General features: G+C 66.2%; 19 protein-coding genes. 8 read left to right on the forward strand and 11 right to left on the reverse strand.

What is annotated here, in order from left to right; all coding sequences use genetic code 11:
• Positions 1-184 (forward strand): hypothetical protein (locus tag AC1DNF_RS27110; protein ID WP_478151749.1); only part of this gene is annotated, 184 nt, incomplete at its 5' end.
• A 15-nt stretch (positions 185-199) separates the two neighbouring features.
• On the opposite strand, the gene AC1DNF_RS27115 is transcribed toward AC1DNF_RS27110, so the two are convergent.
• The 9 genes from AC1DNF_RS27115 to AC1DNF_RS27155 form a co-directional block, all read right to left on the reverse strand.
• A complete protein-coding gene (locus AC1DNF_RS27115; RefSeq protein WP_478151750.1) occupies positions 200-619 on the reverse strand; it encodes a F0F1 ATP synthase subunit epsilon in 420 nt (139 codons plus the stop codon).
• Between the two features lie 29 nt (positions 620-648).
• Positions 649-2,064 (reverse strand): F0F1 ATP synthase subunit beta, encoded by a 1,416-nt coding sequence (gene atpD, locus AC1DNF_RS27120; protein ID WP_478151751.1) that lies wholly within the window; start codon positions 2,062-2,064, stop codon positions 649-651.
• 50 nt (positions 2,065-2,114) lie between these two features.
• On the reverse strand, positions 2,115-2,990 hold the full coding sequence (gene atpG / locus AC1DNF_RS27125) for a F0F1 ATP synthase subunit gamma (protein WP_478151752.1): 876 nt from the start codon (positions 2,988-2,990) through the stop codon (positions 2,115-2,117).
• Between the two features lie 21 nt (positions 2,991-3,011).
• Positions 3,012-4,565 (reverse strand): F0F1 ATP synthase subunit alpha, encoded by a 1,554-nt coding sequence (gene atpA, locus AC1DNF_RS27130; RefSeq protein ID WP_478151753.1) that lies wholly within the window; start codon positions 4,563-4,565, stop codon positions 3,012-3,014.
• Between the two features lie 36 nt (positions 4,566-4,601).
• Positions 4,602-5,132, reverse strand: coding sequence for a F0F1 ATP synthase subunit delta (locus AC1DNF_RS27135; protein ID WP_478151754.1), 531 nt, complete (start codon positions 5,130-5,132; stop codon positions 4,602-4,604).
• 6 nt (positions 5,133-5,138) lie between these two features.
• Positions 5,139-5,609: a F0F1 ATP synthase subunit B gene (locus AC1DNF_RS27140; RefSeq protein ID WP_478151755.1), complete on the reverse strand. Its 471-nt coding sequence runs from the start codon at positions 5,607-5,609 to the stop codon at positions 5,139-5,141.
• Between the two features lie 86 nt (positions 5,610-5,695).
• Positions 5,696-5,959: a F0F1 ATP synthase subunit C gene (gene atpE, locus AC1DNF_RS27145; RefSeq protein ID WP_019657641.1), complete on the reverse strand. Its 264-nt coding sequence runs from the start codon at positions 5,957-5,959 to the stop codon at positions 5,696-5,698.
• A gap of 53 nt (positions 5,960-6,012) precedes the next feature.
• On the reverse strand, positions 6,013-6,882 hold the full coding sequence (gene atpB, locus AC1DNF_RS27150; RefSeq protein ID WP_478151756.1) for a F0F1 ATP synthase subunit A: 870 nt from the start codon (positions 6,880-6,882) through the stop codon (positions 6,013-6,015).
• A 3-nt stretch (positions 6,883-6,885) separates the two neighbouring features.
• Positions 6,886-7,383, reverse strand: a complete 498-nt coding sequence (locus AC1DNF_RS27155) for an ATP synthase subunit I (RefSeq protein ID WP_478151757.1) — start codon at positions 7,381-7,383, stop codon at positions 6,886-6,888.
• 165 nt (positions 7,384-7,548) lie between these two features.
• Between AC1DNF_RS27155 and AC1DNF_RS27160 the strand changes: the two genes are divergently transcribed.
• Genes AC1DNF_RS27160 through AC1DNF_RS27190 form a run of 7 tightly spaced genes read left to right on the forward strand, consistent with a single transcriptional unit; the run spans position 7,549 to position 14,009 of the window.
• Positions 7,549-8,454, forward strand: a complete 906-nt coding sequence (locus AC1DNF_RS27160; protein WP_478151758.1) for a D-amino acid aminotransferase — start codon at positions 7,549-7,551, stop codon at positions 8,452-8,454.
• Positions 8,451-8,768 (forward strand): YbeD family protein, encoded by a 318-nt coding sequence (locus AC1DNF_RS27165; protein ID WP_478151759.1) that lies wholly within the window; start codon positions 8,451-8,453, stop codon positions 8,766-8,768. Before AC1DNF_RS27160 ends, AC1DNF_RS27165 begins: the two co-directional genes overlap by 4 nt.
• Before the next feature lie 2 nt (positions 8,769-8,770).
• Positions 8,771-9,445: a lipoyl(octanoyl) transferase LipB gene (gene lipB / locus AC1DNF_RS27170; protein ID WP_478151760.1), complete on the forward strand. Its 675-nt coding sequence runs from the start codon at positions 8,771-8,773 to the stop codon at positions 9,443-9,445.
• A gap of 19 nt (positions 9,446-9,464) precedes the next feature.
• Positions 9,465-10,457, forward strand: coding sequence for a lipoyl synthase (gene lipA / locus AC1DNF_RS27175; RefSeq protein WP_478151761.1), 993 nt, complete (start codon positions 9,465-9,467; stop codon positions 10,455-10,457).
• Positions 10,458-10,465: 8 nt separating this feature from the next.
• Positions 10,466-11,992, forward strand: a complete 1,527-nt coding sequence (locus tag AC1DNF_RS27180) for a class I adenylate-forming enzyme family protein (protein WP_478151762.1) — start codon at positions 10,466-10,468, stop codon at positions 11,990-11,992.
• Positions 11,973-13,103: an SLC13 family permease gene (locus tag AC1DNF_RS27185; RefSeq protein WP_478151763.1), complete on the forward strand. Its 1,131-nt coding sequence runs from the start codon at positions 11,973-11,975 to the stop codon at positions 13,101-13,103. Before AC1DNF_RS27180 ends, AC1DNF_RS27185 begins: the two co-directional genes overlap by 20 nt.
• Positions 13,104-13,151: 48 nt before the next feature.
• Positions 13,152-14,009, forward strand: coding sequence for a DMT family transporter (locus tag AC1DNF_RS27190; RefSeq protein ID WP_478151764.1), 858 nt, complete (start codon positions 13,152-13,154; stop codon positions 14,007-14,009).
• Between the two features lie 6 nt (positions 14,010-14,015).
• Here AC1DNF_RS27190 and AC1DNF_RS27195 read toward each other — a convergent pair whose 3' ends face one another.
• Both AC1DNF_RS27195 and AC1DNF_RS27200 read right to left on the reverse strand, forming a co-directional pair.
• Positions 14,016-15,050 carry an NADP-dependent oxidoreductase gene (locus AC1DNF_RS27195; RefSeq protein ID WP_478151765.1) on the reverse strand — a complete coding sequence of 345 codons (1,035 nt, stop codon included), beginning with the start codon at positions 15,048-15,050 and terminating at the stop codon, positions 14,016-14,018.
• 106 nt (positions 15,051-15,156) lie between these two features.
• Positions 15,157-16,443 (reverse strand): HAMP domain-containing sensor histidine kinase, encoded by a 1,287-nt coding sequence (locus AC1DNF_RS27200; RefSeq protein ID WP_478151766.1) that lies wholly within the window; start codon positions 16,441-16,443, stop codon positions 15,157-15,159.
• Position 16,444: the final 1 nt, after the last annotated feature.

The raw sequence follows: 16,444 nt of genomic DNA on the forward strand, positions 1-16,444 counted from the left end.
TCCGGTTCTTGTCCATCGGCTCGCAGCTTCGCTCCGCGCTTCCTCCCCACACTCGGTCGCCCTGATGCAGTTGCGCTTCGCTTCGTTCGCTGTGATCAACTTACGGGAGGACTTGCACCTCCGGGAGTGCGCCCATGCTGGGCGCACCACGAAAAAGCCGCCCGAGGGCGGCTTTCCACTGTGAAGCGTGGCTTGGCTCTTACTTCTTCTGGCGGTACTTGCGCAGCGCAGCGAGCTGCGCTGCCATCACGACGAGTTCGGATTGCGCCAGTGCGATGTCGATGTCGCTCTTGGCGTTCTTCAGCGCTTCCTCCGCAGCCGCCTTTGCGGCGTTGGCTTTTTCTTCGTCGAGGTCCTTGCCGCGGATCGCGGTGTCGGACAGCACGGTCACGGTGGTGGGTTGCACCTCCAGGATGCCGCCAGCCACGAAGACGAATTCCTCGCCGCCATCGGCCGTCTCGATGCGCACCGCACCGGGACGGATGCGCGTGATCAACGGCGTGTGGCGCGGGTAGATGCCGAGCTCGCCGGCTTCGCCCGGCAGCGCGACGAACTTGGCCTCGCCCGAGAAGATGGACTCCTCGGCGCTGACCACATCGACGTGAATGGTGTGTGCCATCTGGGTTCCTTTGACGCCTGATCCTGAGATCAAGCGACCTTCTTGGCCTTCTCGAACGCTTCGTCGATGCCGCCGACCATGTAGAACGCTTGTTCCGGCAGGTGGTCGGCTTCGCCGTTCACGATCATCTTGAAGCCGCGGATGGTTTCGGCCAGCGGCACGTACTTGCCAGGCGAGCCGGTGAACACTTCAGCGACGTGGAAGGGCTGCGACAGGAAACGCTGGATCTTGCGGGCGCGGGCCACGGCCAGCTTGTCGTCGGGGGCCAGTTCGTCCATGCCCAGAATCGCGATGATGTCGCGCAGTTCCTTGTACCGCTGCAGCGTGCCCTGCACCGCGCGGGCCACGTTGTAGTGCTCTTCGCCGACCACGTTCGGGTCGAGCTGGCGCGAGGTCGAGTCCAGCGGGTCCACCGCGGGGTAGATACCGAGCGACGCGATGTCGCGCGACAGCACCACGGTCGAGTCCAGGTGGGCGAAGGTGGTGGCGGGCGACGGGTCGGTCAAGTCATCCGCCGGCACGTACACGGCCTGGATCGAGGTGATCGAGCCGACCTTGGTCGAGGTGATGCGTTCCTGCAGGCGGCCCATTTCTTCGGCCAGCGTCGGCTGGTAGCCCACGGCGGAAGGCATGCGGCCCAGCAGCGCGGACACCTCGGTACCGGCCAGCGTGTAGCGATAGATGTTGTCCACGAAGAAGAGCACGTCGCGGCCTTCGTCACGGAAGGACTCGGCGATGGTCAGGCCGGTCAGCGCCACGCGCAGACGGTTGCCCGGGGGCTCGTTCATCTGGCCGTAGACCATGGCCACCTTCGAGTCTTCGAGCTTCTCGAGGTTCACGACGCCGGAATCGGCCATCTCGTGATAGAAGTCGTTCCCCTCGCGAGTGCGCTCGCCCACGCCGGCGAACACGGACAGGCCCGAGTGCGCCTTGGCGATGTTGTTGATGAGTTCCATCATGTTCACGGTCTTGCCGACGCCGGCGCCGCCGAACAGGCCCACCTTGCCGCCCTTGGCGAACGGGCACACGAGGTCGATCACCTTGATGCCGGTTTCCAGCAGGTCGGTCGACGGCGAGAGTTCGTCATAGGCCGGCGCCTTGCGGTGGATCGAGGCGGTGAGCGCCTGGTCGACATCGCCGCGCTCATCGATCGGGCGACCGAGCACGTCCATGATGCGGCCCAGCGTCGCCTTGCCGACCGGCACGGTGATGGGAGCGCCGGTGTTGGAGACGATCAGACCGCGACGCAAACCGTCCGACGAGCCGAGCGCAATGGTGCGCACGACACCGTCGCCGAGCTGCTGCTGCACCTCGAGGGTCAGGCCGCCGCCTTCGAACTTCAAGGCGTCGTAGATCTTGGGCATCTGGTCGCGCGGGAATTCCACGTCGACCACCGCGCCAATACATTGAACGATCTTGCCTTGTGCTGCAATTGCTTGAGCCATCATCTGCTCCGATAAAAATTTAAATCTTGTTGACGTCGAAAGCGGGCGACTCAGACGCCAGCGGCCGCCGCGGCGCCCGAAACGATTTCCGACAGCTCTTTGGTGATGCCTGCCTGGCGGGTCTTGTTGTAGACCAGCTTCAGCTCATCGATCACGTTGCCGGCGTTGTCGGTCGCCGACTTCATCGCGACCATGCGCGCCGATTGCTCGGAGGCCATGTTCTCGGCCACCGCCTGGTACACCAGCGACTCCACGTAGCGCACCAGCAGTTCGTCGATCACGCTTTGTGCATCGGGCTCGTAGATGTAGTCCCACGAATGCTGGCCCTTCTCGACCTTCAGCGAGTCCGCCGCCAGCGGCAGCAGCTGCTCCACCACCGACTCCTGGCGCATCGTGTTGATGAACTTGGTGTAGCAGAGGTAGACGGCGCCGAGCTTGCCCTCGGCATAGGCGTCGAGCAGCACCTTGACGGGGCCGATCAGCTTCTCGAGGTGCGGCGTGTCGCCCAGCTGGGTGACATGCGATACCACGCGAGCGCCGATGCGGTTCAGAAAGCTGAAGCCCTTGTTGCCGATCGCCACCGCCTCGATCGCGACGCCGCCCGCCTGCTGCTCGCGCAGCTTGGTGGTCAGCGCGCGCAGGACGTTGGTGTTCATGCCGCCGCACAGACCCTTGTCGGTCGTGACGACGATGAAGCCCGCCGCCTTCGCGTCGTGTGTCTTCATGAACGCGTGCGTGTATTCCGGGTTCGCCTGGCCGAGATTGGCCGCGATGTTGCGGATCTTCTCGCTGTAGGGGCGGGCCGCGCGCATGCGTTCCTGCGCCTTGCGCATCTTCGACGCGGCCACCATTTCCATGGCCTTGGTGATCTTCTTGGTGTTCTCCACCGATTTGATCTTGCCGCGGATTTCCTTACCAGCTGCCATTGGGGCTCCTTGCGTGGTCGATCAGGCGAACGACTTCTTGAACGACGTGACGGCTGCCATCAGCTCGGCCTCGGCGTCCTTGTCGAGCGCCTTGGCCTGCTCGATCTTCGCGAGCAGCGGGCCGTGGCTGGACTTCAGGAACTGGTGCAGGCCGTGTTCGAACGGCAGCACCTTCTTGACGTCGAGGTCGTCCATGAAGCCCTTGTTCACCGCGAACAGCGAGGCACCCATCAGCGAGATGGGCAGCGGGCTGTACTGGGCCTGCTTGAGCAGTTCGGTCACGCGGGCACCGCGGTCGAGCTGCTTGCGGGTGGCTTCGTCGAGGTCGGAGGCGAACTGCGCGAAGGCCGCGAGTTCACGGTACTGCGCCAGGTCGGTACGGATACCGCCGGACAGGCCCTTGATGACCTTCGTCTGCGCCGCCGAACCCACGCGCGACACCGAGATACCGGCGTTGATGGCGGGGCGGATGCCGGCGTTGAACAGGTTGGTTTCCAGGAAGATCTGGCCGTCGGTGATCGAGATCACGTTGGTCGGAACGAAGGCGGACACGTCGCCGGCCTGGGTTTCGATGATCGGGAGCGCGGTCAGCGATCCGGTCTTGCCCTTGACTTCGCCCTTGGTGAAGTCTTCGACATACTTGTCGTTCACGCGGGCCGCGCGTTCGAGCAGGCGGCTGTGGAGATAGAACACGTCGCCAGGGTAGGCTTCGCGGCCCGGCGGGCGGCGCAGCAGCAGCGAGACCTGGCGGTAGGCCACGGCCTGCTTGGACAGGTCGTCATAGACGATCAGCGCGTCCTGGCCGCGGTCGCGGAAGTACTCGCCCATCGTGCAGCCCGAATACGCGCTCACGTATTGCATGGCGGCCGATTCCGAAGCGGAGGCGGCGACGACGATGGTGTATTCCATCGCGCCGGCCTGTTCCAGGGCACGCACCACGTTCTTGATCGACGAGGCCTTCTGGCCGATCGCGACGTAGACGCAGGTCATGTTCTGACCCTTCTGGTTGATGATCGCGTCGATCGCCACCGCCGTCTTGCCGGTCTGGCGGTCGCCGATGATCAGTTCGCGCTGGCCGCGGCCGATCGGCACCATCGAGTCGATGGACTTGAGACCGGTCTGCATCGGCTGGTCGACCGACTTGCGGGCGATCACGCCCGGTGCGACCTTCTCGATCACGTCGGTCATCTTGGCATTGATCGGGCCTTTGCCGTCGATCGGCTGGCCGAGGGCGTTCACCACGCGGCCGATGAGCTCTGGGCCGACCGGCACTTCCAGAATGCGGCCCGTGCACTTGACGGTGTCGCCTTCGGAGATGTGTTCGTATTCGCCCAGAATCACGGCGCCGACCGAGTCGCGCTCGAGGTTCAGCGCCAGGCCGAACGAAGGCGTGCCGTCCGCGCTGGGCGGGAACTCGAGCATTTCGCCCTGCATCGCGTCCGACAGGCCATGCACGCGCACGATACCGTCGGTCACCGAAACCACGGTGCCCTCGTTGCGGATGTTCGCGCTGACGCCGAGGCCTTCGATGCGACTCTTGATCAGTTCGGAAATTTCTGCGGGATTGAGTTGCATGACTCTTTCCTTCTTTCTTTAAGGGGGCTGAGGGCCTCAGGCCGCCAGCGCAACTTTCATTTGTTCAAGGCGCGCTTTGACGGAGGTGTCGAGCACCTCGTCACCCACCACCACACGAATGCCGCCGATCAGCGACGGATCCTGTTGGACCGTGACCTGCAGCTTGCGGCCGAAACGCTTCTCGAGCGTCGCGGAGACACCGTCCAGCGCGGCACCTTCGATGGGGAAGGCGCTGTAGACCACGGCATCCGACGTGCCGCTCTGCGCATTGGCCAGCACACGGAATTGCTTCGCGATCTCCGGCAAGGCGGCGAATCGACCGTTTTCCAGCAGGGCGACCAGGAAGTTGCTGGCCGTGGAAGACAGCGCAGAGCCGTAGGCCCCGGCGATCACGCCCAATACCTGCTCAGGCGTGGCCTTGGGGTTGTCCGCGAACTGCTGAAGCTCGGGATTGCCGGCGATGGCGGCAACCTTGTCGAGCCAGGCGCCCGCGCCGGCCAGGTCCGATGAAGACGCCTTGAAGAGCGCTTCAGCGTAGGGGCGTGCAATGGTGGCGAGTTCTGCCATGGCTGATCAGAGTTCGGTCTGCAGGCGGGCCAGCAAATCGGCATGGACGGCCGGATTCACTTCCTTGCGCAGGATCTGCTCGGCGCCCTTGACGGCCAGCGCGGCCACCTGCTCGCGCAGTGCCTCGCGCGCCTTCAGCGCCTGCTGTTCGGCTTCCACTCGGGCTGCCGCAACGATCTTGTTGCCTTCTTCCGTGGCGCGGGCCTTGGCCTCTTCAACGATGGCCTGCGCACGACGTTCGGCATCGGCAAGACGCTGGGCGGTCTCGTTGCGAGCCTGGCCGAGTTCGGCTTCCACGCGCTTGTTCGCGGCGGACAGTTCGGACTTGGCCTTGTCGGCGGCGGCGAGGCCTTCGGCGATCTTCTGGGCACGGTCGTCCAGCGCCTTCGCGATCGGCGGCCACACAAACTTCATCGTGAACCCGACAAGAATCAGGAACACGATCATCTGGACGATCAGGGTACCGGTAATGCTCACTTTTCACCCTCTCTTTGGGATTGAATCCGAAGCCATTCCAAACTGGGAAGGAAGGACGTGGAATCGACGAGAAAGCCTGTATTCGATTACTTCGGCAGGTTGGCGATTTGCGAGAGGAACGGGTTGGCCGTTGCGAACCACAGCGCGATACCGGTACCGATAATGAACGCGGCGTCGATCAGACCAGCCAACAGGAACATCTTGGTTTGCAGCTCGCCCATCAGTTCGGGTTGGCGGGCAGCCGACTCGAGGTACTTGCTGCCCATGATGCCGATACCGATACAGGCACCGACTGCGCCCAGGCCGATGATCAGGCCGGCGGCCAGTGCGACAAAGCTAATAACTTCCATGATGACTCCTAGAGGACTTTGGTTGAAGAGAAAAGGAAAAAAACGAAAACGGATCAGTGGTGGTCGTGCGCCTGACCGACGTAGACGAGCGCAAGCATCATGAACACGAAGGCCTGCAGCGTGATGATCAGGATGTGGAAGATGGCCCAGGCCGTGCCCGCCACGATGTGGCCGAGGGCCAGGAGCACGCCGGTGGTCGACAGCGTCCACGCGCCGCCCATCAGGGCGATCAGCAGGAAGATCAGTTCGCCCGCGTACATGTTGCCGAACAGCCGCATGCCGTGCGAGACCGTCTTGGCGACGAACTCGATGATCTGCATCGCGAAATTGAAGGGGTAGAGCGCCCAGTGGTTGCCGAAGGGGGCGGTGAACAACTCGTGGATCCAGCCTCCCAGGCCCTTGATCTTGACGTTGTAGTACAGGCAGATCAGCAGCACCGAGACCGACATGCCCATGGACACAGAGAGATCGGCCGTGGGAACGACGCGCAGATAGGCATGATGCGGATCACCGCCGGCCGCGCCGAAGATCGAACCCCAGATGGCAGGGAACAGATCGACCGGGAACAGGTCCATCGCGTTGAGCAGGAAGATCCACACGAAGATGGTGAGGGCCAGCGGCGCGACGAACTTGCGGCTGGTCGCGTTGTGGACGATGCCCTTGGCCTGCTGATCGACCACTTCCACGAGGATTTCGACGGCAGCCTGGAAACGGCCTGGCACGCCGGACGTGGCCTTGCGGGCGCCCAGCCACAGGAGCCAGCAGCCGATGACGCCCAGCAGGATCGAGAAGAAGAGCGAGTCGAAATTGAAAACCGTGAAGTCGGCGACACCCGCGGGCTTCGAGCTCTGAAGATGGGTCAAGTGGTGAACGATGTATTCACCAGCGGTCTGACCATGTTCCGCAGCGTTTTCAGCAGCCATCCGTTACTCGTCTCTAAGTTTCTGGCGCCGGGGAGCAAGCATCACTGCCACCCACGCCGCCTTCATTGTCACCACCAAGCCCACCAGCATCGCCGGCCAGCTCAGCGCCGTAATCAGTCTTGGCGCCGCGATCAGCATCGCAAGCGACAAGGCCATCTTGACCATTTCCCACAAGAAAAACCCAAACACCGCAGTGCCTGGATTCAGGGATGAGAACCGCCCGGTCAAACCCCGCGCGAACACCGCAGCGGGAATGACCACTGCCAGCGCGCCGTACCCGGCGGACCACCCCAGATTTCGCCTCCCCGTCAGACCCCAGGCGACCAACGCCACCAGGAGCCCCGCAACGACCTGAACCGCGATCACTCGCCAGGGCGAGAGCTGCGGCTTCTTGTCGCGCAGCCGCTGCGCCTCCTCGGCGCTCAACGGCTTGAAGTCAGCATCCGGGTCGTAAGCGTCCTCCTGGACTTCCCTCTCGGCATCACGGGCAATTGTTTTCATTTCGAATGAAGCCCGAATGACGACCCAAATTTCACAAAGCCATTGATTATAAGTAAAAACCCATCCTGATCCGCCAAGTTCCACCCCCCTGGTCGGAAATGACCTGACCGCCGTTGGCGGCGCCAACGGTTGGAAAGCCGCGGAACGACCCCACCATAATCTCTCATGCACCCCATCCTGGACGCCCTTCCCGACTCGCTTTGCTATCTTGACGGCGGCTACACGCCGCTGCGCGACGCCAAGGTGAGCGTGCTCGATCGCGGCTTCATTTTCGGCGACGGCGTGTATGACGTCGTGCCGGTCTATGGCGGCAATCCCTTCTGTTTCGATGAGCACATGGCGCGGCTCGAGCGTTCACTCGGTGAACTGCGCATCGAGAATCCTCACAGCCGCGCGCAGTGGTTCGCCATTGTCATGCACCTGATCGAGGTCGCCGACCCGGCCGCGAGGGCGGGTGCCCAGTCGGTCTATATCCAGGTGACGCGCGGCGTGGCGCCCCGCGAGCACGCCATGCCGAAGGGCCTCACGCCCACCGTGTTCGCGATGATCAATCCCATGAAGCTCGTGCCCGAGGCGGTGCGGGCCCAGGGCGTCGCCTGCGTGAGCGCACCCGACTTCCGCTGGCAGAAGGCCCATATCAAGACAACCAGTCTGCTCGGGGCGGTGCTCGCGCGGCAGATCAGCATCGAAGCCGGCGCGGCGGAAACCATCATGTTTCGCGGCGATTGGCTCAGCGAGGCGTCGTCGAGCAACGTCTGGACGGTCAAGGCCGGCACCGTCAGCGGGCCGCTCAAGGACGGGCTGGTGCTGCCCGGCATCCGCTACGGCCTGCTCGAACGGATCTGCGCCGACGCCGGGATTCCCTTCACCTTGCGCCGCATCGCGCGCGAGGAGGTCTTCGGCGCCGATGAACTGCTGCTGTCCTCGGCCGGCAAGGAAGTCCTTCCCGTCGTGACGCTCGACGGGCAATCCATCGGTTCGGGCCGGCCAGGCCCGGTCTATCAGGCGCTGTATGCGGGCTACCAGCAAGCCAAGCAGCGCAGCACACAGGAACACGGAGTCAACGCATGAGCACCTCACCAGACGCATCGCCCGACGGATCGCCCGACGCACCCATCGAGGGGCGCCAGGAATCGCTGATCGAGTACCCCTCGCAGTTCCCCATCAAGGTCATGGGAATGAAGGTCGACGGCTTCGTGCACGCGATCACGCAGATCGCCGAACTCTTCGACCCGGCCTTCGATGCCACCACCATCGAACTGCGCAACAGCAAGGCGGGCAACTACCTTGGCGTGACGATCACCGTCACGGCCACGAGTCGGGAGCAGCTCGATTCGATCTACATCGCGCTGTCCAAGCACCCGATGGTGAAGGTGGTGCTCTGAGCATGGCGATCGAGACCGCGCTGCTGGGCCGCGTCGACTACGCCGCGACCTATGCCGCGATGCGCCGGATCACGCTGGAGCGCGGGCCGGACGCGCCCGACGCGCTGTGGATCTGCGAGCACGCGCCGATCTATACGCAGGGTCTGGCGGGCAAGGCCGACCATGTCCTGAATCCTGGCGACATTCCGGTGGTGCAGACGGATCGCGGCGGCCAGGTGACTTACCACGGCCCCGGCCAGGTGGTCGCCTACCCGCTGATCGACCTGCGCCGCGCCGGCTACTATGTCAAGGAATACGTCTACCGCATCGAGGAATCGGTGATCCGCACGCTGGCGCACTTCGGTGTCACCGGCCACCGCGTGGCGGGCGCGCCCGGCATCTACGTCCGGCTGGACGATCCTTTCTCGCATGCGGCGCTGACGGGTCCCGCGCACCCCGCCGACCCGTTCCGCGGCCTCGGCAAGATCGCCGCGCTGGGCATCAAGGTCAGCCGCCATTGCACTTACCACGGACTGGCGCTCAACGTGGCGATGGATCTCGAACCCTTCTCGCGGATCAACCCCTGCGGCTACGCCGGACTCCAGACCGTCGATCTTTCTACAATCGGCGTTCAAACAACCTGGGACGAAGCGGCGCAGGTGCTGGGCAGCAAGCTCAACGTCTACCTCGCACCTTGAGCCCCACCTTAGGGAAGCCATGAGCACACTCGATGTTGTCCCCTCCGTCGTCAGAGAGGCGCAAAGCGCCGAAGACTACAACCCGCTGATCAAGCAGAAGGCCGCGGCCAAGCTCTCGCGCATCCCTGTCAAGGTGATCCAGGGCGAAGTGCTCAAGAAGCCCGACTGGATCCGCGTCAAGGCCGGCTCGCCGACCACCCGCTTCTACGAGATCAAGCAGATCCTGCGCGAAAGCAATCTGCATACCGTTTGCGAAGAGGCCTCGTGCCCCAATATCGGCGAGTGCTTCGGCAACGGGACGGCCACCTTCATGATCATGGGCGACAAGTGCACGCGCCGCTGCCCGTTCTGCGACGTGGGCCATGGCCGGCCCGACCCGCTCGACAAGGACGAGCCGCTCAACCTCGCGAAGACCATCGCCAGGCTGCGCCTCAAGTACGTCGTGATCACGAGCGTGGACCGCGACGACCTGCGCGACGGCGGCAGCCAGCACTTCGTCGACTGTATCCGCAACATCCGCGAGCTCTCCCCGCAGACGCAGATCGAGATCCTCGTGCCCGACTTCCGGGGCCGCGACGACCGGGCGCTGGAAATCCTCAAGGCCGCGCCGCCGGACGTGATGAACCACAACCTCGAAACCGCGCCGCGCCTGTACAAGGAAGCACGCCCCGGCAGCGACTACCAGTTCAGCCTGAGCCTGCTGAAGAAGTTCAAGGCGCTGCACCCCGAGGTGCCGACCAAGAGCGGCATCATGGTCGGCCTCGGCGAGACCGACGAGGAGATCCTGCAGGTGATGCGCGACATGCGCGCGCACGACATCGACATGCTGACCATCGGCCAGTACCTCGCGCCCAGCAGCAGCCACCTCCCGGTGCGCCGCTACGTGCATCCCGACACCTTCAAGATGTTCGAGGAAGAGGCCTACAAGATGGGATTCAGCCACGCTGCCGTCGGCGCGATGGTGCGCAGCAGCTACCACGCGGACCAGCAGGCCCACGCGGCCGGGGTCTGACGCTCGGCATGTTCGAGCGCGACTTCGGCGTCATCGCCGAACTGATCCATGGCCACGCCCTGCGGGCGCCCGAACGTCTCGCGCTGGTCGACGCCGTCGGCCAATTGAGCTATGGCGAGCTCGATGCCCTGATGGACCGCATTGCCGCGAGCCTGCAGCGCGATGGCCTGCGGGCTGGCGACGCGATCGCGGTCTGCGCGTCCTCCAGCGTGAATTACGCGGCAGTGTTCCTCGGCGCGCTGCGCGCCGGCATCGCGGTCGCGCCCCTGGCACCCGGGTCCACGCCTGCCAGCCTCGCCCGGATGATCGAGGACGCCGAGGCCCGCATCCTGTTCGTCGATGCGGCCGCGGCCGACATCATCGGGGCGCCGGCGGAAGGCGCCATCCCGCGCGTCGCTCTCGACGGCTGCGCGGCCGGGCGGGGCTTCGAGGCCTGGCTCGCTCCCGCCGGCGTGCATCCGGCTGCCGTCGAACCGCAGCCCGACTGGGCCTTCAACATCATCTATTCGTCAGGCACCACCGGCGAGCCCAAGGGCATCGTGCAAGGCCATGGCATGCGGTGGTCGCATGTGCGGCGAGGCGCGAAATACGCGTATGGGCCGGACACGGTCACCCTGCTCTCCACGCCGCTCTACTCGAACACCACGCTGGTGGTGTTCTTCCCGACCATCGCCTTCGGCGGCTGTGTCGTCCTGATGCCCAAGTTCGACGCCGCGCTCTACCTGAAGCTGGCCGAGCACCATCGCGTGACGCACACGATGCTGGTGCCGGTGCAATACCAGCGCCTGATGACGCATCCGGATTTCGACCGGCACGACCTGTCGAGCTTCCGGTTCAAGTTCAGCACCAGCGCGCCCTTCAATGCCGCGCTGAAGGCGGATGTGCTCGCGCGCTGGCCCGGCGGCCTGGTGGAGTTCTACGGCATGACCGAAGGCGGCGGCACCTGCATCCTCGAAGCGCACCTCCATCCGGACAAGCTGCACACCGTCGGCCGCCCGGCCGAAGGCAGCGACATCCGGCTGATCGACGAAACCGGCAAGGAGGTCGCGCATGGCGAGGCCGGTGAAGTGGTGGGCCATTCGGCCGGCATGATGGTCGGCTATCACCGGCAGCCGGAGAAGACGCGCGAGGCCGAGTGGTTCGACCCCAGCGGCAAGCGCTTCATTCGCACCGGCGACATCGGCCGCTTCGACGAAGACGGCTTCCTCACGCTGTTCGACCGCAAGAAGGACATGATCATCAGCGGCGGCTTCAACATCTACCCCAGCGACCTCGAGGCCGTGCTGCGCGGCCATGCGGCGGTGGCGGATGCCGCGGTCATCGGCGCGGCGTCCGAGCAGTGGGGCGAGACGCCGGTCGCATTCGTTGTGCGCCAGCCCGGCGACGACACGCCAGCCGAGGGGCTGCTGCAATGGGCCAATGCCCAGCTCGGCAAGACGCAGCGCCTCGCGCGCATCCACTGGATCGACGAACTCCCGCGCAGCGCGATCGGCAAGGTGCTCAAGCGGGAACTCCGTGAGCGCGACGCGCGCTGACTCCGCCTCGGGCGAGGCCGAGCACGGCGGCAGCGGCAACGGGCTGCTGTGGGTGCTGCTGCTGGTCGCCGTGGTCTTCGCCATCGCGCGCCCACGGGCGCCGCTCGACACGCTCAAGCTGGTCGACTGGCAGACCGTCGGCGCGCTGGCTGGCCTGCTGGTCATCACGCAAGGCGTGGAGCGCAGCGGCATGCTGCAGGCCGCCGCGGCGCGCCTGCTGTCGCGCACCAGCGACCTGCGAGGCCTCGTCATGCTGCTCACGGCCAGCGCGGCGCTGCTCTCGGCGCTGGTGACCAACGACGTGAGCCTCTTCCTGCTGGTGCCGCTGACGCGCGTCCTCGCGGCGCAGGCGCACCTGCCATTGGCCAGGCTGGTGGTGCTGGAGGCGCTCGCGGTCAACGCGGGTTCGGCCCTCACGCCGATCGGGAATCCGCAGAATCTCTATCTCTGGCACCGCTCGGGCGAAAGCTTCGCGGGCTTCGTGACGATGATGGCGCCCACCGTGGCGATCATGCTGTTCTGGCTCTTCGCCGCGGTCTGGCTGCTGGTGCCGCGCATCCCCGTCGCGCTCAAGCCGGCCGGCGACACCACGCCCGTCCAGCCGCGCCTGCTGGCGCTGGCGGGCGCGCTGTTCGTCGGCTTCGTGATCGCACTCGACCGGCACTGGCTGCTCGCGGGCCTGGGCGTGGTGTTCGGCGCCTTCCTGCTGCTCTACCCGCGCGTGCTGCTGCGCGTGGACTGGGCGCTGCTCGCCATCATCGCGCTGATGTTCGTCGACCTGCGGCAGTTGGCCGCGCTGCCCGCCGTCGCCACGCTTGTCGGCCAATGGCCGATCGGCGAGGGATGGCGCGCCTATCTCGCGGCGATCGTGAGCTCGCAATTCATCAGCAACGTGCCCGCCACCATCCTGCTCGACGGCTACGTGCGCGACCTGCCCGCGCTGGCGGCGGGCGTGAGCGTGGGCGGTTTCGGCTGCGTGCTGGGCTCGCTGGCCAACCTGATCGCGTTGCGGCTGGCGAAGGTGCCGAACGGCCTGCGCGAATTCCATCGGTTGAGCATTCCCTTCCTGCTGGTCTGCACCGCATCGGCGCTGCTGCTGCGCCTGGGGTGACAACGCGTCGGCGTTGCGAGGCGCCCGCGCGGCTTAAGCTCGGCGCCCATGTCTTCCACGCTCTATGCCCTCGCCGCCATTGCGCTCTGGGCAACGCTCGCCACGCTCGGCACCGCCTTGTCCCACCTGCCGCCCTTTCTGCTGACCGGCCTGGCCCTGATGATCGGCAGCGTCATGAGCTGGCCGCTGGTGCTGCGCAACCGGCAGGCCTGGGCGGTGCCGCCGGGCACGCTGGCCCTCGGGGTCTACGGCCTGTTCGGCTTTCACTTCCTGCTTTTCATTGCGCTGCGGCACGCGCCGCCCGTCGAGGCCAACCTGGTCAACTACCTCTGGCCGCTGTTGATGGTGGTGCTCGCGCCCGTGCTGTTGCCGGGCATGTCGCTGCGTCCGCTGCACGTGGCGGCCGCATTGCTGGGCTTCGCCGGCGCGGCGATCGCGATCCTGGGCGCGGCGCGCGGTGCGGGCGGCGCGAGCGCGGCGGCAGGCAGCGGCGAGGTCTGGGGCTTCCTGCCGGCACTGGGCTCGGCGCTCATCTGGGCCAGCTACTCGTTGTGGACGAAGCGCGTGGCCGCGTTTCCCACCGCGGCCATCGGACTGTTCGGCCTGGTGTCCGGCGGGCTGTCGCTGTTCTGCCACGTGCTGCTCGAACCCTCCGCGGCGCTCTCCTCACGCGACTGGCTGCTGGTCACGCTGTGCGGCCTGGGCCCGCTGGGCGCCGCCTTCTACTTCTGGGACATGGCGCTCAAGCGCGGCGACGCGCGGCAGATCGGCATCCTGAGCTACATCACGCCGCTGGCCTCGACGGCGCTGCTGCTGACCGCGACGCAGCGCCCGCTCAGCTGGACCATCGCGCTCGCCGCGGCCCTGATCATCTCCGCGGCGGTCATGGGCACGCGCGCGCGCTGAGCGGCTTCAGTCCGCGACCTTGAGCACCAGCTTGCCGAAGTTCTCGCCGGTGAAGAGCCGGGTCAGCGCCTCGGGGAAGGTGTCGATCCCCTCGACCACGTCCTCCCGGCTCTTCATGCGGCCGTCCTTCAGGTAGCCGGCCAGCTCGGCCACGGCCAGGGGAAAGCGCTCGGCATAGTCGAAGACGACGATGCCCTGCATCCTTGCCCGGTTCACGAGCAGGCTGAGATAGTTCTTGGGGCCCTGCACCGGCGTCGTGTTGTTGTACTGGCTGATCGCGCCGCAGATGATGATGCGGGCGCCACGCGCAAGGCGCGCCAGCACAGCGTCGAGGATGTCGCCGCCGACGTTGTCGAAATAGATGTCCACGCCCTTGGGGCAATGTGTCTTCAATCCCTCGCGCACGGCCGAGGGGCCGGCCTTGTAGTCGATGCAGGCGTCGAAACCCAGCTCCTTGACCACCCAGTCGCATTTGGCCTGGCCGCCGGCGATGCCGACCACTCGGCAGCCCTTGATCTTCGCGAGCTGGCCGACGGTCTGGCCCACCGCGCCGGCCGCGCCGGACACCACCACCGTGTCCCCAGGCTTCGGCTGCCCCACGTCCATCAGGCCGAAGTAGCCCGTCATGCCCGGCATTCCGAGCACATTGAGCCATTGGGTGATCGAACCCACGGCCAGATCGATCTTCGCCAGGCCGCTGCGCTTGATCTCCTCCTGCGGCACCACGATGTACTCCTGGACGCCGAGCGTGCCGTAGACGGTGTCGCCGACCGCGAAGGCCGCGTTGCGCGAGGCGAGCACGCGGCCCACTCCGCCGGCCCGCATCACCGCGCCGATTTCCACCGGCGCGATATAGCTCTTGCCCTCGTTCATCCAGCCGCGCATGGCGGGGTCGAGCGACAGCGAGAGGGTCTTGACGAGGACGCCGCCTTCGGGCGGCTCGCCCACAGGCTCGCTGGTGAACAACCAGTTGTCGCGCGTGGCCAACCCTTCGGGTCGCTTGGCGAGGCGAACCTGGCGATTGGTGAGGGTGTTGCTCATGCTCTTTTCTCCTTGGGGTGGATCTGCCGGGGGCGCATCGTAGTCCCGCCGGGCGCCAGGATCGGTAGCGCAGGCGACAACCACGCCGACGGCAGGGAGGACGAGTTCAGGCGGCAGGCAGCACGACGCTGACAGCCAGGCCGGGCCGCGCGTTGCGCGCGGTGAGCGTGCCGCCGTGCGCTTCGGCCACCAGGCGGCAGAGGTACATGCCCAGCCCGACGCCGCCCGTGGCGCGCTGGCGCGCGCTGTCGGTCCGGTAGAAGGGCTCGGTCAGCCGCCCGAGTTGCGCGGGGTCGACGCCCGGTCCGAAATCGCGCACCTCCAGTTCGACACCCTGGGCCGTCCTGCGCAATGCGACACGCGGCGCCTGCTCGGCGCCGCCGCCGTGGCGCAGCGCGTTGTCCAGCAGATTGCGCACCAGGAGCCGGATGCGCGCGCGATCGAGGGGGAGCATGAGCAGCTCAGGATCGATGGCCAGCCCGACGCGCTGGCCCTCGGGATGCTCCCGCACCAGTTCCCGCACCAGGGCCGCGAGATCGACCGCCTCGCGGTGCAGCGCCGCATGCGGGCTGGCGAGCCGCTCGCTCTCGAGCAGGTCGCTGATCAGGTCGCGCATCTCCGCCAGATCGCGCAGGAGCGCCTCGCGCTCCGTCTGGCCTTCGGGCGTCGCCGGCAGAAGCTCGGCGTTGAGCCGGGCGCGGGTCAAGGGGGAGCGCAACTCGTGGCTCAGCGCCAGCAGCAGCGCACGCTTGGCATCGAGCATGCCCTGGATGTCGTGCGCCATGGTGTTGATGCGATGGGCGAGCTCGCCCAGTTCGTCGTGACGGCGCAGCGGAATCGGCACGTCGAAGGCACCGCGGCCGAAACGCTCGGCGCCGGCGCGGATGTCGTCGAGCGGGCGCAGCAGGCGCCGGACATAGGCATAGGCCAGCCCGATGAGGCCGAGCAGCAGAGCCAGCGTGATCCAGCCGATGCCATGCGGCTCGCGCTGCCACGGCAAGGTGCCGAGGCCGAAGCTCACGCGGTGGCCGTCGGCGGTGGTCCGGCTCAACCACTCGCTTCCGCGCGAGCCGAAGTTCTGCCCCGCGCGGCGATCGGGATGCGAGTCCCAGTTCACGACGGGCCCCTCGATGCGGATCGAGATCGGCAGCCGCGTCACCAGCGCCTGCGCGCGGGCCACATCGGGCGGCACGCCGAGTTCGGCGACCAATCGGTCGATGTAGTCGCTCACGATCGGCCGCGCCGCGTCTCGCCAGCCGCCGGAGAAGGCGCGCTGCATGCCGCCCAGGAAGACGCCCGTCATCGCCAGCGCCAGCAGCACGAACACCGTGATCAGCCGCATCCGCAGCGAATGCCGCCAGCGGTGGCGCCAGCGCCGCTCTGCTCTTGCCATC

The sequence above is a fragment of the Variovorax sp. 01T432 genome (genome assembly GCF_056398605.1).